General features: G+C 40.9%; 23 protein-coding genes. 17 read left to right on the forward strand and 6 right to left on the reverse strand.

All coding sequences use genetic code 11. From position 1 onward, the window contains the following. Positions 1-77: 77 nt before the first annotated feature. Complete coding sequence (locus tag AABK37_RS29975; RefSeq protein WP_432555137.1) at positions 78-548, reverse strand: VOC family protein; 471 nt, start codon at positions 546-548, stop codon at positions 78-80. Positions 549-625: 77 nt separating this feature from the next. On the opposite strand from AABK37_RS29975, the gene AABK37_RS29980 reads away from it, so the two are divergent. The 4 genes from AABK37_RS29980 to AABK37_RS29995 all read left to right on the forward strand — a co-directional run bounded on the left by AABK37_RS29980 (position 626) and on the right by AABK37_RS29995 (position 4921). Continuing rightward, positions 626-1138, forward strand: coding sequence for a DUF4385 domain-containing protein (locus tag AABK37_RS29980; RefSeq protein WP_432555156.1), 513 nt, complete (start codon positions 626-628; stop codon positions 1136-1138). 311 nt (positions 1139-1449) lie between these two features. Beyond that, positions 1450-2628: a hypothetical protein gene (locus AABK37_RS29985; RefSeq protein ID WP_432555138.1), complete on the forward strand. Its 1179-nt coding sequence runs from the start codon at positions 1450-1452 to the stop codon at positions 2626-2628. A gap of 253 nt (positions 2629-2881) precedes the next feature. Beyond that, complete coding sequence (locus AABK37_RS29990; RefSeq protein WP_432555139.1) at positions 2882-3481, forward strand: hypothetical protein; 600 nt, start codon at positions 2882-2884, stop codon at positions 3479-3481. 108 nt (positions 3482-3589) lie between these two features. Further along, a complete protein-coding gene (locus AABK37_RS29995) occupies positions 3590-4921 on the forward strand; it encodes a hypothetical protein (protein ID WP_432555140.1) in 1332 nt (443 codons plus the stop codon). 358 nt (positions 4922-5279) lie between these two features. Here the strand turns inward: AABK37_RS29995 and AABK37_RS30000 are convergent, their stop codons facing one another. After that, positions 5280-5540 (reverse strand): hypothetical protein, encoded by a 261-nt coding sequence (locus AABK37_RS30000; protein ID WP_432555141.1) that lies wholly within the window; start codon positions 5538-5540, stop codon positions 5280-5282. A gap of 233 nt (positions 5541-5773) precedes the next feature. Between AABK37_RS30000 and AABK37_RS30005 the strand changes: the two genes are divergently transcribed. The 5 genes from AABK37_RS30005 to AABK37_RS30025 all read left to right on the forward strand — a co-directional run bounded on the left by AABK37_RS30005 (position 5774) and on the right by AABK37_RS30025 (position 10293). Beyond that, positions 5774-7933, forward strand: coding sequence for a Tex family protein (locus AABK37_RS30005; protein ID WP_432555142.1), 2160 nt, complete (start codon positions 5774-5776; stop codon positions 7931-7933). 324 nt (positions 7934-8257) lie between these two features. After that, the gene (locus AABK37_RS30010) at positions 8258-8680 is read left to right on the forward strand and encodes an ester cyclase (protein ID WP_432555143.1); all 423 of its coding nucleotides are present in this window, start codon (positions 8258-8260) and stop codon (positions 8678-8680) included. Positions 8681-8951: 271 nt separating this feature from the next. Further along, positions 8952-9311 carry a 2Fe-2S iron-sulfur cluster-binding protein gene (locus tag AABK37_RS30015; RefSeq protein ID WP_432555144.1) on the forward strand — a complete coding sequence of 120 codons (360 nt, stop codon included), beginning with the start codon at positions 8952-8954 and terminating at the stop codon, positions 9309-9311. Between the two features lie 229 nt (positions 9312-9540). Beyond that, a complete protein-coding gene (locus AABK37_RS30020) occupies positions 9541-9939 on the forward strand; it encodes a phage holin family protein (RefSeq protein WP_432555145.1) in 399 nt (132 codons plus the stop codon). A gap of 165 nt (positions 9940-10104) precedes the next feature. After that, positions 10105-10293, forward strand: a complete 189-nt coding sequence (locus tag AABK37_RS30025; protein ID WP_039754851.1) for a YqaE/Pmp3 family membrane protein — start codon at positions 10105-10107, stop codon at positions 10291-10293. A gap of 241 nt (positions 10294-10534) precedes the next feature. Here AABK37_RS30025 and AABK37_RS30030 read toward each other — a convergent pair whose 3' ends face one another. After that, positions 10535-11314, reverse strand: coding sequence for a histidine kinase (locus tag AABK37_RS30030; protein ID WP_432555146.1), 780 nt, complete (start codon positions 11312-11314; stop codon positions 10535-10537). Between the two features lie 279 nt (positions 11315-11593). On the opposite strand from AABK37_RS30030, the gene petJ reads away from it, so the two are divergent. Both petJ and AABK37_RS30040 read left to right on the forward strand, forming a co-directional pair. Further along, positions 11594-11926 carry a cytochrome c6 PetJ gene (gene petJ / locus AABK37_RS30035; protein WP_432555147.1) on the forward strand — a complete coding sequence of 111 codons (333 nt, stop codon included), beginning with the start codon at positions 11594-11596 and terminating at the stop codon, positions 11924-11926. A gap of 35 nt (positions 11927-11961) precedes the next feature. Next, positions 11962-12981, forward strand: a complete 1020-nt coding sequence (locus tag AABK37_RS30040; RefSeq protein ID WP_432555148.1) for an aldo/keto reductase — start codon at positions 11962-11964, stop codon at positions 12979-12981. Positions 12982-13059: 78 nt separating this feature from the next. On the opposite strand, the gene AABK37_RS30045 is transcribed toward AABK37_RS30040, so the two are convergent. Beyond that, positions 13060-14103 (reverse strand): hypothetical protein, encoded by a 1044-nt coding sequence (locus AABK37_RS30045; RefSeq protein WP_432555149.1) that lies wholly within the window; start codon positions 14101-14103, stop codon positions 13060-13062. 480 nt (positions 14104-14583) lie between these two features. Between AABK37_RS30045 and ppsA the strand changes: the two genes are divergently transcribed. Further along, positions 14584-17190: a phosphoenolpyruvate synthase gene (ppsA, locus tag AABK37_RS30050; RefSeq protein ID WP_432555150.1), complete on the forward strand. Its 2607-nt coding sequence runs from the start codon at positions 14584-14586 to the stop codon at positions 17188-17190. Between the two features lie 473 nt (positions 17191-17663). Here ppsA and AABK37_RS30055 read toward each other — a convergent pair whose 3' ends face one another. Beyond that, the gene (locus AABK37_RS30055; protein ID WP_432555151.1) at positions 17664-18380 is read right to left on the reverse strand and encodes a hypothetical protein; all 717 of its coding nucleotides are present in this window, start codon (positions 18378-18380) and stop codon (positions 17664-17666) included. A gap of 150 nt (positions 18381-18530) precedes the next feature. On the opposite strand from AABK37_RS30055, the gene AABK37_RS30060 reads away from it, so the two are divergent. From AABK37_RS30060 to AABK37_RS30070, 3 genes are all read left to right on the forward strand, one after another. Then, complete coding sequence (locus AABK37_RS30060; RefSeq protein ID WP_432555157.1) at positions 18531-19319, forward strand: PhzF family phenazine biosynthesis protein; 789 nt, start codon at positions 18531-18533, stop codon at positions 19317-19319. A gap of 25 nt (positions 19320-19344) precedes the next feature. Continuing rightward, positions 19345-19947 carry a GNAT family N-acetyltransferase gene (locus AABK37_RS30065; protein ID WP_432555152.1) on the forward strand — a complete coding sequence of 201 codons (603 nt, stop codon included), beginning with the start codon at positions 19345-19347 and terminating at the stop codon, positions 19945-19947. Between the two features lie 150 nt (positions 19948-20097). Next, entirely contained in the window at positions 20098-21597 is a 1500-nt protein-coding gene (locus tag AABK37_RS30070) for a dolichyl-phosphate-mannose--protein mannosyltransferase (protein WP_432555153.1), read from the forward strand. Positions 21598-21938: 341 nt separating this feature from the next. Here AABK37_RS30070 and trmB read toward each other — a convergent pair whose 3' ends face one another. Continuing rightward, positions 21939-22580 carry a tRNA (guanosine(46)-N7)-methyltransferase TrmB gene (gene trmB / locus AABK37_RS30075; protein ID WP_432555158.1) on the reverse strand — a complete coding sequence of 214 codons (642 nt, stop codon included), beginning with the start codon at positions 22578-22580 and terminating at the stop codon, positions 21939-21941. Between the two features lie 371 nt (positions 22581-22951). Between trmB and AABK37_RS30080 the strand changes: the two genes are divergently transcribed. Together AABK37_RS30080 and AABK37_RS30085 are read left to right on the forward strand one after the other, a co-directional pair. After that, a complete protein-coding gene (locus tag AABK37_RS30080; RefSeq protein WP_432555154.1) occupies positions 22952-24052 on the forward strand; it encodes a metallophosphoesterase family protein in 1101 nt (366 codons plus the stop codon). A gap of 4 nt (positions 24053-24056) precedes the next feature. Continuing rightward, positions 24057-24341 (forward strand): hypothetical protein (locus AABK37_RS30085; RefSeq protein ID WP_432555155.1); only part of this gene is annotated, 285 nt, incomplete at its 3' end.

Here is a 24341-nt window from a genome sequence, read left to right on the forward strand (position 1 = left end):
CCCTGCCCCCCTGCCCCCCTGCCCCCCTGCAAAGTGCCCCCATGCCCGATGCCCCATGCCCTATGCCCTATGCCCCATTACCCATTTACATCATCCGGATCGCAACGAATTTCAATCATAAAGCCATCGGGGTCGTAAAAATACACGCCTCTACCTGTGGGACGGGTGACTGGACCGTGGGCGATCGCTATTTTATTTTCTCTTATTACTGCCACCGCTTGCTCAAATAATTGCGGCTCAATGTCAAACGCCAAATGATACGCTCTAGTAAACGTCTGTTCTGGATTTGGATCGGGTGGTGATAATTCCGGTTCCCAAAATAAATCGAGGATTGTCCCATCTGGAGTAACGAAGTTGGCAACTTTACCTTGTGCTACCAACTCAACTAAGGTTTTCGGAACTTCTTCCCCTGTAAGTTCATGCAAACCCAAAATTGTGCTGTAAAAGTGGCGGGAAGCTTGCATATCATGCACATTTAGAGCAATATGATGTACGCGACGCAGATTTCCGGCGACAAGGGTAGGACTGGAAGTGGTGCTAGGAAGCATGGTATGACTCAATTACTTAGCTAAGATAGAAGCAAAGCTCGTTTCTTCAAGCTTATTATTCATCATAAAAAGCAATGATGCAATTTGATTATTCTTTAGACTTTAAGAATATCGATTTTCGCCAACATCCAGAACTGTATCGCGTTGGCAAAGGCGAACAGGGTGTACTTTTGGTAGAACCCTACAAATCAGAAATTCTTCCTTACTGGCGATTTAAGACTCCGGATATTGCGAGAGAGTCGAGTGAAAAAATTTACGAAATGTTTCTTGCTTATTTGGAACAAGATGATTTTGTCGGCGCAGATATGGCACGGAAGTTTATTCAAATGGGTTATACGCGATCGCGTCGTTATGCTAATCACAAAAGTGGCAGAAAATACAAAACCAACCCGCAAAAAGAAACTTCACCATCAGCACAACTGCAAGCGCGAAAAGATATCTTACCTTATGAAGTAGACCCAGTGAAAGCCGAATCCGCAGCGATATTTAAAGAAAAATGGATACAAGCCAAAACCAACGAAAAATATCTTCAGTTGTTAAGAAAACATCAAGAAAAAGTTATCAGTTACGAAGAAAACAAATCTATTTAAGTATATTCACTTTTTCGACAACTGCCTGAATTTATGAAGATAGTTTGTATAGCCGAAGACTTTGATTACTGGTACAAAAAGAGACTTAATAACTTGACTGATTTGTAAACTATTTATGTACAAAACATACATTAATTTATAATAATTTGTTATCAAATTTAATACTTATGTAATTGCAACTTCAGACAGACTTGATAATTTGGTATGTCTGCCTTTAGAGCGGTTAACTCGTTAAGTTTAATTGTTAGATTAGCGCTGGGTAAACAATTTACATATCGGCAATAAACCTTTTACTTAAGGAGTTCATTATTATGGTTCAGAACACACAGGATTTAAATCAGCAAGATGAAAATGCAAACCGCGTAGTTAGCGATCGACCATTATCTGGTTCCACAAATTATGGAACCCAAGATGTTAACCGCGTAGGCAGCGATCAACCTTATTATGGTTCCAACTATGGAACCCAAGATGTTAACCGCGTAGGCAGCGATCAACCTTATTATGGTTCCGCAAACTATGGAAACCAAGAAGCTTATCGCCCAACAGGTCAACCATTATCGGGTTCCGCAAACTATGGAAACCAAGATGTTAACCGCGTAGCCACCGGTCAACCTAATGCTGGTTCTGCAAACATAAATGCTGGGGTAAATACACAAGCAAATTCTCCTTCAGTTAAGCCTCAACAAGAAAATAAAAGTATAAATCCGGCATTAGCTAGAGCATTGATAGGTGGACTCATTGGTGGTACTTTGGGTTCATTAGCTGGTGCTTGGGCTGGTAAAAGAATAGCTCACGGCTTTAACACTGCTGTAAAAGGTTTAGGAGATGCATCAAAGACTATTGGTCAAGGTCTTGGTCAGACAGCAAAAGGTCTAGGAGAAGCGGCAAAGAGTGTCGCTGAAGGTGCTACCGAAGCTGTTGTAGGTGGTGCTGTAGACACCGCAGAGGGTGTCGCTGACTTAGCCAAGCAAACTGTAGCGGGTACAATCGACGCAGTACAGAATACAGCCGAAGGTGTTGGTCAAGTTGTACAAGCTGGAGCGGACGTAGCCAAGCAAACCGTAGCAGGTACACTGGATGCAGTACAGAGTACAGCGCAGGGTGTTAACCAAGCTGTACAAGGTGCAGCACAGGCAACAAAGGATACAGTAAACAGTGCCGCTGAGACAGCTAAACAAAGCGCAGTAGGTACAATCGACGCGGTACAAAATACAGCGCAAGGTGTTAACCAAGCTGTACAAGGTGCAGCGGATGATGCCACCAAGTCATTAGGAAATCAGGGCAATCAATATCAAGATCGGACGTTTGCCAGCAATCAGCAGAACAACGATCAAACCGAGATGGATCGTACACCGATGATTTACGTTTCTGCCCAAGAGCAGCCACGACCTGATGTTGACCTAATCCTGCCATCAGATGCGGGAGTCTTAAGAAGTTCTGGAGACGAGTCGCTTGAGGAAGAAATTGCTCGGTTTGATGAATACAGATAGACAACCGACCGGAAAGTCAGAAATCAAACCTAGACAATAAATGAAGGTAGTCTTAGAAATGTCAGGAGAAACCACACTTTTTTCCTTGCATCTTTAGGACTACCTGCAAACATAGAAAACTCCCAAGTTATACCAATGAGGCAGGATTTTCACCACTGAAACTTTGTCAAATAAAACAAAAAAGGTGAAAATTTCGCCTTTTATTGTGTAGCTAAATAAAAATTAATTTAGTTTTGCCTAAGAGGAAACGATTATGAACAATGGAAACCAGCAGCTTTTGGATCGGTCTGAAGAAAATATTGATCCTGTTACAGATCAAGCTGATAGTTATGAAGTAGAGAAAAAAACAAATGAGGCTTTCAATAAAATAGCGCTAGGAACACTCGTTGGTGCTGCGTTAGGTGCTTTAGCTGGTGCTTTAGCTATTAAGGGTACAGCCGAAAAAGTTAATCAGACTGTAAAAAATGTCGGGAACACAGTCAAAGGTGCTGCTGAGGGTTTTAACCAAACTGTAAAAGATATTGGAACCGCAATAAACACTGTCGCTGAGGGTGTTGACGACAGCGTTGAAGATGTAGCCACTGCTGTCAAGGGTACAGCTTTGGGCGTTAATGACACTGTAAAAAATACAGTGGATACTGTCAGCGGTGCAGCTGTCGGTGTTAACAGCACTGTCAAAAATACAGCGGAGATCGTCAAGGGTGCAGCTAAGGGCGTTAACGACACGATTAAAGGTACAGTGGATGTAGCTAAGAGTGCAGTTGAAGATGTCAAGCCATCTGGTAGTGAGAGCGTCAATGCACCTAATAACCAGACGGCTTACATTTTAGTTCCAGTGGAAAACCAAGAGTAAAGCCAAGGGTGGGCAATTCCCACCTTTGTAATTTATTTTGTTTGCCTACAACCAAAAACTGATGCACAATTAGCAGGAATCTAAAATGTCGTTATTAATTTGGTTAGTATGAGCGATCGCAAGCAGCCTGTTAATATCCATGACCAAAACCCTGACCGCATTACAAAGCAATACGCGCATCATTCTACAGGTATAGGTGGTGGGTTAGTTGGAGCGGCAATTGGTGGTTTACTCGGTCGCAAAGTTGGCGGAGTTTTTGGTTGTGTAGTCGGCACAGCAGCTGGTGCTTTGGTCGGGAAGGGTACAGCTGAACGTATTAACCGCGCTATCAGCACTATAGAAAGTGTAGCGATCGCAGCCAAAAGTGTAACTGAGACTGTTAACGACAGTGTAAGCGGTGTCGGAAATGCACTCAAGGATACAGTTGAAGAGGTCAAGCCATCTGTAGTTGGTGTAGTAAATGCAGTTAGAGATACAGTTGATGAGGTCAAGCCGTCTGTAGTTGGTGCAGCTAATAATGTAGCTGAGGCTGTTAAGCAAACTGTAAATAGTGTAGAATCAGCGCTAAAAGATACTGTGGAGTCGGTAACAGCAAACAGTGTAGAATCAGCGGTAAAAGATACTGTGGAGTCGGTAACAGCAAACAGTGTAGAATCAGCGGTAAAAGATACTGTGGAGTCGGTCAAACCCTCCCAAACAAGTGTAGAAGCGGTAAAAGATACTGAACAAGTGGAGTTATTTTATAATCACAACAGCAAGCTAGATGAACCGCTGGCTACAGTGCAACCTTTAAAGTCAAGCCAAGAGCTATTTTTTAATAATGCTGTTAACCAGCCAAAACAAAACTTAAATTATTTACAACCATATAATAATTTTGCCAACACAGACGTAAAAGCGATTGAGTATAATAATCTTCAACAAAGACAAGAAGAAATTGCTCACCAGCCTAAACCCCAAAAAATTCAAACAATTACTGGAATTATTCTCGGAGCAGTTACTATAACTTTTATGGGTGTATCTTTAGGATTAAGTCCAAAAGAACAATTTTTAGGAACACAAGCATTAGATTTTAATCAAAGTATAAGTCCAACCGTAGATAAACCAGAAACAGTTAATCAAGGTTGGATTTTTCTAGGTAATATCAACAACGCTCCCGATTCTACATTGATTGGAAAACGTTTTATTAAAGGTTCACAGTATACTAATTCTTCTGTTGTGCCATCAGTAGGGTCAATAGTAACTGTAACTGTTAAACCAAGCTTAAGGTTGAGGAAGAATAAACCAGACGCAGCTAACTTTAATTATAAAGAAGAAGTAGCTGTTCTTAAGCCAACAGAGAAAGTAAAGATTATTAAAGTAGAATCTCTAACTTCCAATAACACTCCACTTGCCAAAAAAGTTTGGGCAAAAGTCCATAGATGCGATACTGCTTGTAATTAAGTAGCCTGGTAGAGACGTTCCGCCGGAACGTCTGTACAATCGGTGTGTCACGTCTGTACAATCGGTGCGTCACGTCTGTACAATCGGTGTGTCACGTCTGTACAATCGGTGCGTCACGTCTGTACAATCGGTGCGTCACGTTTGTGCAATCGGTGCGTCACGTCTGTACAATCGGTGCGTCACGTCTGTACAATCGGTGCGTCACGTCTGTACAATCGGTGCGTCACGTCTGTACAATGGTGTCACCTCTGTACAATATGTGTGATATCATATCCGATAAATCGCCATAATCATATCTTACAGTTTTCTATTACTGTTGATTTGCCGGATATGAGAATTTAAATAAAAACTAATTTTTTTAGCTGCTAGAATTTATTTTATTTTGGTTGTTTTGGTATTGCTTCATTTTGTACTCATTTTGTTCTAAAAGTATCTGAGTACTGATGAGAACAGCAATTAGCAATAAAAGCTGAATCTGCCAAGGAGCTAAGACCAAACTTATAACTATGCTGATAACTGCAAGTATGCCTGCAAAGTAGAAAATTTCATCGACACCTTTCTTAAAGATGTAACCAGTTATCAAGCTTGTAAAGAGTGGTATCAAAAAAGACAAAGTCATTATAACAAACCTCTACACTAGAAGTACGTTGCTCTCTCGAATATAAATATTTCCGGTAACTGTACTCACTTTACACCCAAAAATGTTTTCAGTACAATACCTAATCTGAAAAAACAACGTATAAAATAGAAATTCCGGAATCGTAATGTAACTTAGCTTAACACTTAACGCTTGCGCTGAAACAGCCATTTGGCATATTACCTTAGAAATATATTTTCCCTGCTTAAGACTTGATGCTGAACATTCCTCAATTATTGGCAACTGAACTAGACCTTAAACTTTATCAGGTGCAAAACGCGCTCTCCCTATTAGCGGAGGGTGCGACTATTCCCTTTATTGCACGTTACCGCAAAGAGCGCACCGACGAAATGAATGAAGTGCAATTGCGTGATGTTGCTGATAGGTATACTTACTTACAAGAACTCGAAGAAAGGAAAGCGGCGATTTTGAAAGCGATCGCCGAACAAGGTAAACTCACTGATGAACTGAAAGCAAAAATTGAATTCTGTTTACAAAAAACTGAACTTGAGGATTTATATTTACCCTATCGACCAAAGCGACGCACTCGCGCTACTATCGCTAGAGAAAAGGGACTCGAACCTTTAGCCGAGTTTATCAAGTCGCTAAATGTTAAGAATAATGTCGCGGTTTCATTAGAAGAAGAAGCAGCAAAGTATATTTCTGAAAGTTTGGGAGTAAAGACAGCAGAAGAAGCACTTAAAGGCGCTGCTGACATCTTAGCGGAAGAGGTGGCAGAAAAAGCGGATTTGCGGGCATATGTGCGCGAATATTTGTTAGAAGAAGGAGTATTTGTCTCTCGCATCAAAGACAAGCATCCCGAAGGGACAACCAAGTTTGAAATGTACCGCGACTATAAAATTCGCGTGCCAAATATCGCACCGCATAATATGTTGGCTTTGTGTCGCGGTGAAGCTGAAGAAATATTACAGTTTGAAATTTCCTTTGATGAAGATATGGTACTTTCTTACTTAGAGTCGCAGGAAATTCACTCAAAGCAGCGTGTAATTAGAAATTTTTATCAGGATATGCTGAAAGATGCATTCAATCGCCTGATGAAAACATCTTTGATAAGTGAAGTAATTTCCGAAAAGAAACTTTATGCAGATATTGAGTCCATCAAAACATTTGAAACGAATCTGCGAGAGTTATTACTATCTGCGCCGGCGGGTATGAAACCAACTTTGGCGATAGATCCGGGGTTTAGAACTGGATGTAAAGTTGCAGTACTCGACGAAACGGGTAAATTTTTAGAATATCAAGCGGTGTTTCCCCATCAAGCAGCCGAACAACGTGCCAAAGCTGCACAAACCATCAAAAAGTTGATGGAAAAATATAAGATAGAATTGATTGCGATCGGTAATGGTACAGCTTCGCGAGAGACAGAAGAGTTTGTCTCAGAAGTTTTGCAAACAATGGAACGCAAACCAATTAAAGTGATGGTAAATGAGTCGGGTGCATCTATATATTCTGCCAGCAAACTTGCAGCTGAAGAGTTCCCCGATTTAGATGTTACTGTACGCGGTGCGATTAGTATCGGGCGCCGTTTGCAAGATCCACTAGCGGAACTTGTGAAAATTGACCCGAAATCTATTGGTGTGGGACAATATCAACATGATGTCGATCAAAAGTTGTTGAAAAAGAAGTTAGATGAAACGGTAGAAAGCTGTGTAAACTATGTTGGCGTGGATTTGAACACCGCATCAAAAGAACTTCTAACTTTTGTATCGGGAATTACCTCAACCGTGGCGAATAATATTGTTAAATATCGTAACGAGAACGGTGCATTTAAAAATCGCCGCCAACTGTTGAAAGTTCCCAAATTGGGACCAAAAGCCTTTGAACAAGCAGCGGGTTTTCTTCGCATTCGCGGTGGTGACAATCCTTTAGATAATACCGCAGTGCATCCAGAAAGTTACTCATTGGTGCAGGCGATCGCCTCCGATTTAGGTGTACCCTTGCAACAGGTAACGCAAATTGCCGAAAAGTTGCAAAAAACCAACTTGAAAAAATACGTCACCGACGCGATCGGTGAACCCACCCTACGTGACATCAAAAGCGAACTAGAAAAGCCAGGAAGAGATCCGCGTGCTGAATTTAAGTATGCCACTTTCAAAGAAGGAATTAAAGAAATTTCTGATTTAAAAACAGGGATGGAATTAGAAGGTATCATTACCAATGTCGCCAATTTCGGCGCATTTGTCGATATCGGTGTGCATCAAGATGGTTTGGTGCATATCTCCCAACTTGCTGATAGATTCGTAGACGATCCGAAGAAAGTCGTGAAAGTGGGACAAGTCGTGAAAGTCCGAGTTATGGAAGTTAACGAAAAATTGAAGCGGATCGGTTTGTCAATGAAGGCTGTTAAACAGTAGAACCTTAGTATTTTACCCTTCCCCGTTTGCCTACCGTGTATACACAAGTCCATCGAGAGCATTCCAATTTTGTCGCAATACCCTAGAAGGGTATAGCTATACGAACAAAGCCTGCCTTCGCAGGCTGTAAGACTCATATAGCCTGCGAAGGCAGGCTTGGTTCGTATAGCCCCAGGCTTCCAGCCTGAAGGACTTGTATTATTATTCAAACCGCGAAATGCTTGATTAATTTGACAATACTGCACATTATGTGTCTAATAAAAAGTTAGGGTTCGCGTTCTTTTTTTAATTCGGTTTCTAATCTCAGCTTTAGGAGAATCGCTGATGTCTACCATTGAGGACAACAAAATAATTGCTCGACGGTGGCTGGAACTCATCAGCGAACACAAAATCGAGGAAATCTGCTCGATGACTGCCCCGACTTGGACGATGCACGGTGGTGCCCCAGACATGCCCCCAGGACCGGAAGGAGTTCGCAAACTCTTTAATACAATCGGATCTATCGATCAGAAATGGACGATTGAAGACGTAATTGCTGAGGATAACAAAGTTGTCGTGCGTGCGACTAACACCTGCGTCCAGGAAAGTTTCTTTGGCATACCCGGTCATGGTCAGCAGCAAACGTTCACGGCTATGTTTATTCATTCGATTGCTGACGGTAAGATAACTGAAACGTGGCGAAACGCTGACGATCTTGGGCGGCTTTTTCAGCTTGGGGCACGGATTTCGCCGGGAACGTCAGAGTAGGTGAGATTTGTAAAGAATTATAAAAATATCTTGACTTTTGCGAAAAGATAGCTATTGCATTGACCTGAGTTGTTAGGCGATCGCCAGGTACACTGTAAATAACCACAATCTTGCCAGCAACAGTTTATTAATGAATCACAAATCATGCCGTAAGCGGTCTAACTATGTCGTTGTAGCGGACAGATACTTCAGGGAAAATCAAAAAATATTTACGAGAGTGCGATCGCGGTAAAAAATAATAAATTGTGACTATTCAAATAATAAATAAGAAATGGCAGTTTATAAAGTTCGACTTATCAATTCTGCAATTGGGTTAGATCGGACAATTGAAGTACCAGAAGACCAATATATCCTTGATATAGCCGAAGACATCGGTATCCGTTTACCATCTGGATGCAAACAAGGCGAATGTTCCCTTTGTGTCGCTAAACTCATCAGTGGTGAAGTCGATCAAAGCGAGCAAAAATTTTTGCGTCAGCAAGAAATCCAAGCTGGATATACGATTACCTGTGTAGCTTACCCTTTGTCTGATTGCACCTTAGAAACTCATCAAGAACAAGTCTTGTATAAATCATCGCTTTACTTGAAATCTGAAGCGACTTTAGCAGACGATACAAGCAATAATATCTAACTTTAATTGTATCTTGATAACGTAGGTGCCTTACTATGTTAACGCACCCTACGTTTGAAATAGAAGCAATAATATCTAACTTTAATTCTACCGACTTACTTAATTTTTCTTCAACACCAGCCAAATGGCATAAGACAAATCTACCTTGTTAGGGAGGTTTAAACCTAAGCGTTTAGTCGAAGATAGTTTCAGAACGTTGAAACAATCTTTGGTTCTTAGGTGAAAAAAAATGTTGGGAACCTTTTTTATAACACTAGCTACAGCCTTAAGCCTCCTAATTGTTGATATACTTTTACCAGATGTTAACATTGCTAACTTTCCAGCTGCTTTAATTGCTGCTTTAGTAATTGGCTTAATTAATGGTTCAGTTAAGCCGGTTCTGTCTGCCTTATCTTTACCGCTTAACTTTTTAACTTTTGGAGCATTTTCTCTAATTGTAAACGGTCTGTGTTTTACATTAGCAGCATTTTTGGCTCCTGGGTTTAGCGTTCACGGAATTCTCGGTTTTATTCTCGGTCCAGTTATTTTATCTTTTGCTAACACTTTCATTAGCAAGTACTTTGCCGAGAAAAATCTGGCTTTGACTAGCGGTGACGTTAAAACCCAAGGTGAATTACCTTCAAGATAAGTGTTAATGGGAGTAGAGATGCCAGTAATATTATGTCTCTACCCCTAGGAAATCTGAAGGTTTAAATTAAACTTCCGAATTAAGATAATTCCTCAGATGGAGTTCATAATTCGGTAACTTCCAGAAAATGTAAGTAAATAAACTTGAAATAGTAGCAGCAATATCATGAAATTAGTTCGTTTTCTTCTTGGTCTGATTGTGCCTCCGTTAGGCGTGTTTTTAACAGTTGGTGTTGGTCCAACTTTGCTGATTAATGTTTTGCTAACTCTTCTCGGTTGGCTTCCCGGTAGTATTCATGCAGTTTGGGTGATTGCTAAACGCGAAGAAGCTTTGGATAGACAGGAACCGATTTAGTAAAGTTTTTAGGTTTGATGAATCTTCTCTTAACAAGGAAATAAATTAGGGCGGACTAATATTAAGTCCGCCCTTTTAATTGTTATAGATTTTGCAAAATTATTCGCCCTCACCCTAGAAGGGTGGGGCTATACAAACAAAGTCCGCCTACGCGGACTTAATATCTAAAAGCCTACGCAGGTAGGCTTTGTTCGTATAGCCCTACCCTTCCAGGGTAGGTGCTGATGAAATTACCAAATCTCTATTTGTGAGATTTATCAGAATGTTCTTTAAAAGAATTAACCGCTGTTGACAGCAACTCGCGCAAAATTAGTTTTACCTGACGTTCTTTTTTAGCGATGGAAGAACCGGCTTCACCGAGTTTATCTTCTAACTGCGATCGCTGTTGTGCTACCTGTTGTGCTACTGATTCCGCTTGCGGACGAGCTTTATCATACCAGGTCTTAGCGTCGTCTAGATAGCCTTTAACTTCTTCACCACGTCCACCGTAACGTGCGGCTAAGTTAGCTCTGACAATGGCTAGCTGCGCTTGCAATTGAGCGTAACGTTTCTTTAATAATGCCGCTTCATCACTGTTTTTGATAGTGTTTACAGCAGAATCAACCACAGTTTTGCTATTAGCATTTTCTTTGCCGGTCTGTTCGACTTCTGTTAAAATGCCATCAATTTCTTGCTGAAGTTGTTCTTCTTCATTATCCAGTTTTGCCTGAAGTTGCTTCATTTCAGCTTGAGTTTTAGCAATGACTTCGTGTCTTTTGCTATTAACAGCTTCCAGCGCTCCTTCAATTGAGGCTGTCACTTCTTCTTTAACTTCGCTACCTTTTTCTTGTAAGTTTTCAATTACGGTAGAAACAGCTTCTCTGACAATCGTGCGAAGTTCTGTGGAACCTTCTTTAAACTCAGAGGTGACTTGAGAAACTGCGGATTTGACAATTTCTCGAATGCGATCGGCTCTAAGTTGTCCGGCTTCTTTAGCTTGTTTGAGGTCGGTTGTAATTTGTTCTTTGATATTGTTAGGCATGGTACTATTCTAGTGAAGATAATTTGAATCTCTAAAAGTTAAAAATGTTGTATTTACATTCTGGCGCAGTATTTTACTGCTTGGCACTTCCTTTAGGTAGAAAAATATTAGTAATTTCCTTACTTGTATGAGGTTACACTTCGTGGGATAATTATTATCTACCTAGAACGAACCGCAATCGAGCGCTTTTGTGCGCCAAGATAAAAAGTAAAAGTATAGTTTACAAGTTATTTAAGACTGCTAAACAAGATTTTATATGATGTTCAAAGGGTTATCAAAATGAAGAAGCGAGTGATACTTATATTAATAATATTAATCTTATCAAATATTAATTTAATATCTCCGGCTTTAGCAGACGATATTAATGGCACACAAATTTTTAGCGTTCATTGCGCTGGATGCCATATTAATGGTAGCAATATTATTAGGCGGGGTAAGAACTTGAAAATGAAAGCGCTCAAGAAAAATCATATGGATTCAATCGAGGCGATCGCATCCATCGTAACTAACGGCAAAAACAATATGTCGGCTTACAAAGACCGCTTAACTGAACAGCAAATTCAAGATGTAGCTGCATACGTTCTCGAACAAGCAGAAAAAAACTGGCGCTAATAAAATAATCCAAAATCTATAATCTCAAATCAAAAATGGTATTACCAACATCAAGTCGTCTACAATTCACTTCTGATTTAAACATTTGCCGGATATTAAATGGAATGTGGCAAGTTTCTGGGGGACACGGACGCATTTACCCACCCACCGCCATCGAAACAATGTTTAAATATATGGATGCGGGCTTTACTACTTGGGATTTAGCAGACCATTATGGTCCAGCGGAAGACTTTATTGGTGAGTTTCGCCGTCAATTAATTGCTAGTCGTGGCAAAGAAGCTTTATCTAACCTGCAAGCTTTCACAAAATGGGTTCCTCGACCTGGGAAAATGACTAAAAAACTGGTGGAGGAAAATATCAATATCTCCCTCAGAAGAATGGATGTGGAATCATTAGATTTAATGCAGTTTCACTGGTGGGAATATAGAGATAAAAACTATTTAGATGCCCTCAAATATATGACAGAACTTCAAACTGAGGGAAAAATTAAGCATTTAGCTTTGACAAACTTTGATACTGAACATTTACAAATCATTACCGAAGCAGGTATCAAAATAGTTTCTAACCAAGTGCAATTTTCTTTAGTTGACCGTCGTCCGGAAGTGAAAATGATTAAGTTTTGTCAAGAACACGACATCAAACTTTTTACTTACGGCACAGTTTGTGGTGGTTTATTATCAGAAAAGTATTTAGGTAAACCCGAACCGCGAAGCTCTTACCTGGAAACGGTAAGCTTAAGAAAATACAAAAATATGATAGATGCGTGGGGGGGTTGGAGTTTATTTCAAGAATTGCTTTCCGCGCTGAAACAAATTGCTGATAAGCATGGTGTGAGTATTTCTAACGTAGCAGTGCGTTACATCTTAGATAAGCCGAGTATAGGGGGTGTAATTGTTGGTGCGAGACTTGGTGTTTCTGAACATATAGAAGATAATGCCAGAATATTTAATTTAACACTTGATGTTGAGGATAGCGATCGCCTTAATTCTATATCTCGCAATTCACGCGATTTGTATCAAATTATCGGCGATTGTGGCGATGAATATAGAAAATGAGAAATCGCTGGGAATGCCCTTTATTATAAAGAGCATTCCCATAAGCGCAAATTGCCCAATTTTAATTTTATTTTCAAATTAAGTGAACTCTATCGTATCAACAAACGCCAAAATATTCTGCTTAATCTCATATGCTTGTTCTTCTAGAGAATGGTGAGTTTCATCTGACAAAATGCCACGTTGACTGCTGACTATATACAAAAAATCACCATTAAAAAATGACAAAAGACCTCGGTACGCATCCATTTTGGTAGCGGTTCCATTATTTTCTCGCTTATAAATCGTTGAACCTTTGGGCATACTAACTAAGACAAAGTAAGCCCCATCCATTGTGGATTCTAGATATTCGTTATGCTCCACCTTAGCATCTGGTAAACTAGCAGAAATCGCTTGAGGTATATACTTATCTATTAGAACTGCTTGCAGATATTTTTCCAGTCCCATAGACTCGATTTCTTCCTCTTCTTCGGGGGTTAGAGTATAATAATCGATTCTCAACAAAGTGCCGTAGTCATCAGAAAAGCCAACTACTCCTTCTTGACTTTGAACTCTACCACCTTGTTGCGAGTCAACCGGAATCGAGACACTAAAATTACCTAAAGGTGATTCATAAACTTGCAGACTTGGGTCTGCTACTGTTTCGTCTTCGTCTGAATATTCTTCATTTTCTGCTTCTTCATAAGCAGCGATTATTTCCTGTATAATTTCCTGCGCTTCTTCTTCTTCTAGATCCAAAGCTTGCTGTAACTTTTTCAACAAAGGCGTTTTTCCTTGAGGAATAATTAGTTGTTCTTCATCTATAACCATCAACACGCCGGCAGCAAAAGCGTCTAGTATTAATTCATCAGAAAGAGAATCATTGGCGGTATTAAATAGCGTTCCCAGACCTTCATCCTCAGCAATTACCATCAGTCTATCAACGATTTCTGATATTTCCTCTTCTGAGTATTCCTCAAATACCTCAAATTCCCAGAGGATCATGGCTATATCTTCGGCATCCACACCTTCAATAGAAGAATCAGCTGCTGCGGTGACAACAGCGATCGCTGCTACCGCTTCTTCTGGAGTCAGTACTTGTTCTGATTTTTCTTGCGAGTTAAAAATGTTGTCGTACTTGCCCATGATTGCTTCCTCCTTAAATGGCTAATGAGTGATAAGTGAGTGTCACTGAAATAATTAGTAGCTATCTGTAATGCTCAAACACAACTAGGAACTATAGTACACAGGTAAGTAACATTCCTACCAAAAAATTTTTGATTAATTGGGAGAATTATTTTAAGTTTAATAAACATTTCAATTTTATTTATTAATCTAACCGCCAACTTTGCCAAGTCCGCCAAGAGAAAAACAGATATATGACATAATTGAGTTACATAATTATCTTGCGAAAAGCTAATACTTTAAGATATTTGTCATTCTGGGATAAATCGACGATTTGTTGAGAAGACAACCCAATAAAAAATCAAGGTTTTACCCAAAGTGATAAAACAGGGATAGTGAAACTAGAGAAAATCTGAAGTAAATTACAAATTAGAGTAGCTAGCCAAAATAAAGAATTAGAGCGCACTCTTGACCGAAAAATATATTTAAGAGGAAATACTAATGGTTACAGTATCTAAAAGTACTTTATTGTTATCTGCAAAAGAACGATCGCTCATTCTCTGGTTTGATGAAGTCGGGATTGCTGACATTCCCTTAGTTGGCGGTAAAAATGCCTCACTGGGGGAAATGATTCAACAACTGACACCGAAAGGCGTTAACGTTCCTACCGGGTTCGCGACAACAGCGTATGCGTATCGGTATTTCATCGAATCAGCTTCTTTAGAAGAAAAGCTGCGATCGTTGCTGGAAAACTTAGATGTTGAGGATGTAACAAATTTACGCGAACAAGGAAGAAAAGCGCGATCGCTATTAATGCACACACCATTTCCTAAAGAATTGCGGCAAGCGATTAGTGAAGCTTATCAAAGTTTATGCGATCGCTACAACGCAGACACCGACGTAGCCGTGCGTTCCAGCGCTACCGCCGAAGACTTACCCGATGCTAGTTTTGCCGGACAGCAAGAAACTTATCTTAACGTTACCAGCATCCAAGGAGTTTTAGCCGCCTGTCATCGCTGCTTTGCTTCCCTATTTACCGATCGCGCCATTTCCTATCGCCACACCAAAGGATTTGACCACTTTAGCATTGCCCTTGCCGTAGGCGTGCAAAAAATGGTGCGCTCCGACTTAGCAACCTCTGGAGTGATGTTCTCCATTGACACAGAAACCGGCTTCAAAGACGCAGCAATAATTACAGCTGCTTACGGCTTAGGTGAAAACGTCGTTCAAGGAACAGTTAACCCAGACGAATATCAAGTTTTTAAACCAACTTTAAAAGCAGGTTTCCGCCCAATCGTCGATAAAAGATTGGGTACTAAAGAATTAAAAATGGTTTATGATGACGGCTCAAAATTTACTAAAAATATACAAGTTCCTGCAAATGAACAAGCTAAATTTGCCCTGGCAGATGACGATATTTTACAACTAGCTAAATGGGCATGTTTAATAGAAGACCATTATTCCCAAGTTCACGGCAAATTCACCCCGATGGACATCGAATGGGCAAAAGATGGCATTACCAACGAATTATTTGTTGTGCAAGGGCGTCCGGAAACAGTGCAATCTCAGAAAGCGCAGAATGTCTTGCGGAGTTATCGATTAGTGGGGGGAGAGGGAGACAAGGGGACAGGGAGACAGGGGGACAAGGGGACAAGGGGACAAGGGGACAAGGAGAATAATTCTTCTTTCTCCCCCTTCGGGTTCGCCAGTCGCCTCAACGGGGGGAACCCCCGCACGGCGCTGGACTCACCATCCCCCACTCCCCCCATCCCCCCCTCTCCCCCACTGCCCCTAGTCACCGGTCGCGCTGTCGGTGAAGCTATTAGCCAAGGGAAAGTTCACCTGATTTTAGATGTTAATAAAATCCATGAATTTAAAGCCGGGGAAATCTTAGTAACAGAAAGAACCGATCCCGATTGGGAACCGATTATGAAACGCGCTAGTGCGATTATTACTAACTCCGGTGGGCGCACATGTCATTCCGCAATTATCGCCAGAGAATTGAATTTACCAGCAATTGTTGGCTGCGGCAATGCAACACAAGTTTTGAAAAATGGTCAAGAGGTAACAGTTTCTTGTGCCGAAGGAGAAGAAGGACGAGTTTATGAAGGTTTATTGCCTTTTGAAGTCAACGAAATTCAATTAGAAAACTTGCCCCGCACCCGCACGCAAATTTTAATGAATGTCGGCAATCCTCAACAAGCATTTAGTTTATCTACAATTCCTAATGATGGGGTCGGTTTAGCGCGGACAGAGTTTATCATCGCCAATCAAATTCAAATTCATCCGATGGCGTTGATTTATTTTGACAAGTTAGAAGATAAAATTGTTCAAGGCAAAATTGAGGAAATTACCGCACTTTATGACGATAAACCGCAATATTTTGTCGATAAATTAGCCCAAGGGATCGGCAGAATTGCCGCTGCATTTTATCCCAAACCTGTGATAGTGCGGATGTCAGATTTCAAAAGTAATGAATATGCCAATTTGTTAGGCGGAAGACAGTTTGAACCGCACGAAGAAAACCCAATGCTGGGTTGGCGAGGAGCGGCACGTTACTACGATCAAGGTTATAGAGAAGCTTTTGCTTTAGAATGTCATGCTATAAAGCGAGTACGCGAAGACATGGGTTTAACTAACGTCATCCCGATGATTCCTTTTTGTCGCACACCAGATGAAGGGCGTTTGGTATTGACAGAAATGGCAAAAAATGGTTTAGAACAAAATGTCAACAACTTGCAAGTTTACGTAATGTGCGAGTTGCCAAGTAATGTAATTATGGCTGAAGAGTTTGCCGAAGTATTTGACGGCTTCTCGATAGGTTCTAATGATTTAACTCAGCTGACGCTGGGGTTAGATCGAGATTCGGCATTAGTAGCGCGGTTGTTTGATGAGCGCAGTGAAGGAGTAAAGCGTATGATTAAAATGGCGATCGCAGCTGCGAAAAAGAAAAATCGCAAAATCGGCATTTGCGGACAAGCACCCAGCGATTACCCAGAATTTGCTCAATTTTTAGTCGAACAAGGAATTGACTCAATCAGCCTCAATCCAGATTCGGTTTTAAAGACAATGTTGGAAATTGCCAAAGTCGAAAATCTTGAAGCTTGAGTTAAAATGCCCCAATGAAAGTAACCGACACCCTACAAGGGTGCGGCTACTGGAAGCATGTATTTTTGCATTTACTCTCAGAAAGACATTTATAAAAGAAGTCATTTGTGAGACTTAAAATCTGTTTTGTACTTGGGTAATTGATTGAATTAAACCTGCAAAAGTGCGATCGCGCAACCGCCAACTCTGTCTTGTGCGATCGTACTCTATAATCCAATACAGTTCAGTTAAGCATTTCTTCCTTCTCTTTCTTCTCTTCTCCTGTCGGAGACGCTACGCGAACGCGTACTTCGCGTCTTCTCCCGAAGGGAGAGGCTAGCGCCAATGCGGTTCGTTAAAAAATTTGACTTTGACTAAGAGTTAAGCCTTAACTGAACCGTATTGCTCTATAATCAGTCTGTCATTCATTACCCGCAACGCCCGGTTAATAGGGAAAATCCGCAAAAGAATGGAAGACATCGATTTATCACCACTTAGGGGGTAATTTTAATAGGGTGATATTCGATCACCATCCAAATGCAATCTGTATCCGCGTAATATTGATGCCACGGATAGATATATTGCTGGTGTTCGTGAACTTGACAAAAAGGAAGGAAAGTGGTTTGACCAGGACTCATCAATATATCTTCATAGAGACTTTCAAAATCGTCCTCTTTGAACTTCTGCATTCTTCCCTGCCCAGAAACTTGGGTGTGTATCTCTATAAAGTCATGTTGGTTATGGATAAGACAGTTGGTACAAGAAGGAGCAAACCATAAGTTGACTTTGACAGAGAACTTTTCTTTTTGATGAGGCTTACTTGATTGCCTTGTCATCAAGTACGGATCGACTTCTATGATTCCCGCTTCAACTTGGGGAGAACGCCACAGTAGTACATCTTTTGGAAAGCCATCAATAAGATTACCTAATAGACCCCAGTTTTGCTCAAATACGATCTTGCCGATGTTGTTAGTCTCTACCACCTCAAGCAAAAGTAAGGATTCAGCTTTTTGGATGATGGTCTGTTTGAGAATGGTAGATGAAAAAGCAGGAATAATGCTGGTGTAAGTTTCTTTTAGGTAAGCATCTGAATTTTGGGGATTGATGGCGATAGTACGGTTTTGAACGGGATAGTTCTCGACATTTTCAACGTACTTCGCATCTATGTAAGCACCCGAAAAGTTAAGTTGTTTGACTTGGTTGGTTTGCATTAGTTTTTGAGGAAGAATTTAAGGACTGGTTGACTAAGATCAAATTACCGTAATTATACTAATTTGGTGAAGGGTGGTGACTCGGACAACTCTTGTGCGATCGCACTCTATAATCAGTCTGTGATTCATTACCTGCAACGCCCGGTTATTATGAAACAAATCATCATCCAAGTAGATGCCTTCACCGCCAAACCTTTTGCCGGCAATCCTGCCGCAGTCTGTGTATTATCAACACCACAAGATGACATCTGGATGCAAAATGTCGCCCAAGAGATGAATCTTTCCGAAACGGCTTTTTTGCTACCCCAAGCCGAAGGATACAATTTACGCTGGTTTACGCCATCTGTAGAAGTTGATTTGTGCGGTCATGCAACCTTAGCCAGCGCTCATGTATTATGGTCAGAAGGACATTTATCGCCGGAAAAAACAGCGCAATTTTATACTCGTAGTGGATTGCTAACAGCGCAAAAGCAAGGTGAATGGATTGAATTAAATTTTCCTAGCAAGCTGACAAAAACAGCAACCGCACCTGAAGAATTAACTAAAGCTTTGGGAGTTAAATTGAAGTATGTAGGAAAAAATAACTTTGCCTATTTAGTCGAAGTTGAATCTGAGGCGATCGCTCGCAATCTCAAACCAGATTTTACTCTTTTAGAAACATTGTCTACCGAAGGTGTAATTGTCACCAGTCGCGCCGATACCGGAGAATATGATTTTGTCTCGCGCTTTTTTGCTCCGAAACTCGGTATAAATGAAGACCCGGTTACAGGTGCGGCTCATTGTTGTCTCGCACCATATTGGAGCGATCGCCTCGGTAAAAATGAATTCATCGCTTATCAAGCTTCAGCGCGAGGTGGAGTAGTGCGAGTTCGTCACGCCGGGGAACGAGTATATTTAGGAGGACAAGCAGTTACTGTTCTACGCGGTGAACTTTGCTAAAAACTGAATTTATTCAAAATTTCCGATGACAATTTTTGAAACCGAACGTTTAATTGTTCGCAATTGGATACCCGAACAAGACGCAGAACAAGCGTTTGAAATTTACGGCGATCCTGAAGTTACATACTTTCTAAGAACTCGTGAAACAAGCGTTGAGTCTCAACGTCAGAGTCTCTTTAGGATAGTTGAGCGATACAAACAACTTAACAACGGAACAGGGTTTTGGGCAATTGTAGAAAAGGAAACCGCAACAATTGTAGGAACTATCATTCTTAAACTATTACCCGATAACCCAGAAGATTACGAAATAGGTTGGCATCTTCGGCGGATTTCTTGGGGAAAAGGGTATGCAACAGAAGCAGGACGAAGTATGCTTTCCTATGGATTTGATGTTTTGCGATTGCCAGTAATTTATGCTGTCGTCAAGCCAGAAAATCATGCTTCAATCCGGGTAACACAGCGATTGGGGATGAAACCAGTAGGGCGAACAAACAAATATTACAATGTTGAACTGCTCTTGTTTCAACTAGATGCATTTGAAGGAATAGGGACTTTCTTGACAAGGGAGACAAGGGAGACAAGGGAGACAAAGGAGACAAGGGAGACAAGGGAGACAACCAACTACTAACCACTAACCACTAACTACTAACCACTAACAACTAACAACCAACAACTAACAACCAACAACCAACAACTAACAACCAACAACCAACAACTAACTACTAACCACTAACCACTAACAACCAACAACCAACCACCAACAACTAACAAATGACCAATGACTAAAAAATGGTTTTCGATAGGGATGGCGGGTATATTTTTACTATCACTTGCTTTGCGCTTTTGGGGACTGGGGCGATTTAATACTCTTGTATTTGATGAAGTTTACTTCGCCACATTTGGTAATAATTATCTCATCCACAAGCCATTTTTTAATGCTCACCCGCCGCTGAGTCAATATATCATTGGCATTGGCATTTGGATTGGCAGTCACATTCCTTTTTGGCAAGAACAGGTAAATGGGCTTGCAGGTTCGCTGCTAACACCTTGGAGTTATCGTTGGGTAAATGCTCTCACTGGTTCATTTATTCCTTTAGTTGTTGCTGCAATTGCCTATCAGATAAGTCATCGTCGCAGCTTTGCTTTTTTGGCAGGTTTATTCACAGCTTGTGATGGCATATTTCTGGTTGAGTCTCGCTATGCACTAAACAATATCTATATTGTTATTTTTGGTTTACTAGGGCAGTGGCTTTTATTATTGGCATTAGAAAAAGAAAATAAAAAACGCACTTTTTGGTTAGTTTGTTCGGGTATTGGTTTTGGTGCGTCAGCAGCTACTAAATGGAATGGTTTATGGTTTTTATTGGGCGCTTATTTCATTTGGATAACAGCTTGGTTAATTCGTTTGGTGCAGGCGTTTTATTTGGGGAAAAATAAGCAGGTATTAGATGAATCTAACGTATCAGATAGTTATCGTGACAGCAATTTAAAATTAAATGCAGTTCAGACACCGCTGCAAAAATTAACGCAGCTAAATGTTTTTCAGATGCTGTTTTTTTTAGGAATTATCCCCGCTTTCATTTACAGCGTCATCTGGATTCCCCACCTTCAACTAGATAAAAGGTTCAATTTTATTACAGTACATCAGCAAATATTGAAGTTCCATTTACAGCTAGGTGGGAATACTCCTGATGTGCATCCTTACTGTGCTGCGTGGTACAAATGGCCCTTGATGACTCGACCAATGGCGTATTATTATCAAACAGCTTTAAGTTTAAATGAACCGCTACCTGTAATGGGACCACCTCTACCCCCCAAAACAGCCAAAGTTATTTATGATGTTCATGCGATGGGTAATCCTTTTTTGTGGTGGTTTGGTCTGGCGAGTTTGTTATTTTTAGTTGGGATAATAGTCTGGCAATTTGTCAAGTTTTGGGTGAAGCCAAAGCGTTTTTCTGCTGCACCTATTTGTGTTGATACTTGGATTGCTTTATTTTTAGTTTTAAATTATCTTGCCAATTTACTACCTTGGGTAGAAGTGACGCGGTGCGCTTTTATCTATCATTATATGCCTGCTGTGGTGTTTACATTTTTAGCGATCGCCTGGTTTGTAGACCAGTGTATCCGCAGTTATCACTCATATCTTCGCGCCGTCGGTGTCACCATTACCTTCATAATTTTAGTTGCCTTCGTTTTCTGGATGCCGATTTATTTGGGTTTACCCCTTTCTCCTGATGGTTATAAGCCATTGCGAATGTGGTTTGACTCTTGGATTTAAAATAGTAAAGAGTCAGAACTTATAATTTTGTATAAATACTTCATAAATCATAACTTTTAACTTGAGTGACTGCTCTAGATTATTTAATAATTTTTATGCGTAGGTAGATTTGTTGCTTGTTACACTACAAAAATTCAAGCATTAAGCATTGTCAGTAGACCGATGTCAAAGCGTTGAAGAGTGCGTTCTCTCACCCAGATATAATCCTCTTCGTTATTATAGATGCCCGACTTCTTTGAGAAGTCGGGTATCTGGGTGTTATGTTTATTTGTACCAACCTGCTACAAAGCGATCTATTTTCAAATCAACATATTATTTCTTTGTTAGAATGCGTTTGCTGATTAACTGCTGACTTTTGTAAACAAAGCGCGATAAACAGGTTCACCCCGCGACAGCACATATTCTTCCCTTTCTGTGGAAACTGGTAGCGGGTTTTCGGCTAGCCATTCTTCGTCATGTTGTCTGACAAAAGCTGGATGTTCGGTAAAGCGATCGCACATTTCCTCTGCCACAAACTTAATATCCGATTGCAAAAATACCGTTCCCCCAGGTGCGAGATAATTCGCCAATTCTGCGACTAATTCCGGTTGTACAGCTCGTCGTTTCGCGTGACGATTTTTAAACCACGGATCGGGAAATTGAATTGTGACGCGCTGTAAAGTTTTATTAGGTAGAGAAGATAAAAGCGAGGATACCGAATTATTTACATTACAAAATAAATAATGCACATTAGTTAAACCTAACTCATCACGCAATTTATTCGCGTCAATTACCAAAGGTTCGCGAATTTCCAAACCGAGAAAATTCCAGTTTGTTTCCAACTGCGCCATATTCAACAAAAACCGTCCCCGTGCAGAACCAATATCTAAATGAAGCGGTTGGTTTAGCTGGGGATAAACTTTTTCCCATTCTACAGGATTCGCTGGTGTTTGATACTTCTTTGCTAGTGGGTTTACATGTTGACGGACTCGACGAACTCGCAATGCCAAAATCAACTCTCCTTTCAGTTAATAAAACAGAATTCAATAGTCAGAATTACGGATGAAAAATAAATAATATCTTATTTCTAGGACTTCCGCAAAACTAAAGTAGAGGCAATTCATGAATTGCCCCTACCTAAATTCAAGGTTTTAAAGACTTTTTGCATAAGTCCTAATTTATTCTGGCATTAGTGGTTAGTACAACAATTAACACTCAGCAATTAACTACTAACTACTAACAACCACCAAGCATCAATTACCCAATTTGTATATAAATATTAAGTGGGATCGCTTCTACGCAGCATGACAAAGCAAGAGTTATACTCTTCTCAAAAGAGCTTTTTTACTTTGTTTTTAAGATTATCCTTACCTCAATGACTCTAAATTTTCGCTTTGCCGTAGTCAGCGACTTACACCTTGCGCTTCCCCACACAATCTGGAATCATCCCAGCCGTTTTCATTTAGTGGAAGTCAGCATCCCAGCGTTTGAAAGTGTATTAGAACACTTAACACAACTGAATTTAAATTTCCTCTTACTTCCAGGAGATTTAACCCAACACGGTGAACCAGAAAATCACATTTGGTTGCAAAAACGTTTGGCTGAGTTACCTTTTCCAGTCTACGTTGTTCCTGGCAATCATGATGTTCCTGTCCTCACAGCAGATAAACAATCAATTGGTTTTGCCGATTTTCCACTTTATTATCGCAAGTTTGGTTATGACGATCCCGAACAACTTTACTACACTTGTCAGTTGCTACCTGGAGTCAGGCTGATTGGTTTGAATTCTAACTTTTTTAATGACCAAGGTGAGCAGGTAGGGCGTTTAGATATCCAACAACTAAGTTGGTTAGAAGAGGTGTTAGCAGCAGCAAATGATGAATTAGTATTGGTGATGGTGCATCACAATGTTGTTGAGCATTTGCCTAACCAATCGCGTCACCCAATGGCAAATCGCTATATGTTGGAAAATGCACCACAATTGTTGCAAATATTAAAGCGCTACAAAGTTAGTTTAGTATTTACAGGACATTTGCACGTTCAGGATGTTGCTTACTCAGAAGGTGTATACGATATAACCACAGGTTCTTTAGTCAGCTATCCACATCCATATCGCGTATTAGAGTTTCATCGGGATAATCACGGAAGAGATTGGTTGCAAATTGCCTCGCATCGAGTTGAATCAGTACCGGATTTCCCGAAATTGCAACAAACCTCACGAAAATGGATGGGCGATCGCTCTCTTCCCTTTTTGCTCAAACTGCTGACTTTGCCTCCGTTAAACTTACCATCAGCGCAGGCAGAAGAACTAGCCCCGAATTTGCGCGACTTTTGGGCAAATATTGCCGATGGGGATGCTTTATTTAACTACAACAATTTTCCACCAGAAGTAAGCCGCTACTTTCAGAAATATGGGGCGATCGCCACTTCTGGCACACCTGCCCTTATAGATAACAACAGCACCCTGCTGCTTTAAAAGAGTGGGGGAGTGGGGAGTGGTGAGTGGGGAGTGGAGGAGTGGGGAAGTGGGGGACAGGGGGCAGGGGGACAGGGGAGCCAGCGCCGTGCGGAGGTCACGAACGTTGAGGAGCCAGTGCGTTGCGGAGCCAGCGCTGTGCGGAGGTCACGAACGCCCTCGGCGACTGGCGTGGGGTACCAAGCGTTGTAGCACAGCCGCGTGCGACTGGCGTGGACAGGGGGACAAGGAGAATAATTCTTCTTTCCCCCCATCCCCCCCTCTCCCCATCCCCCCCTCTCCCCATCCC

This window comes from Tolypothrix sp. VBCCA 56010 (genome assembly GCF_050875635.1).
Taxonomy (GTDB): domain Bacteria; phylum Cyanobacteriota; class Cyanobacteriia; order Cyanobacteriales; family Nostocaceae; genus Hassallia.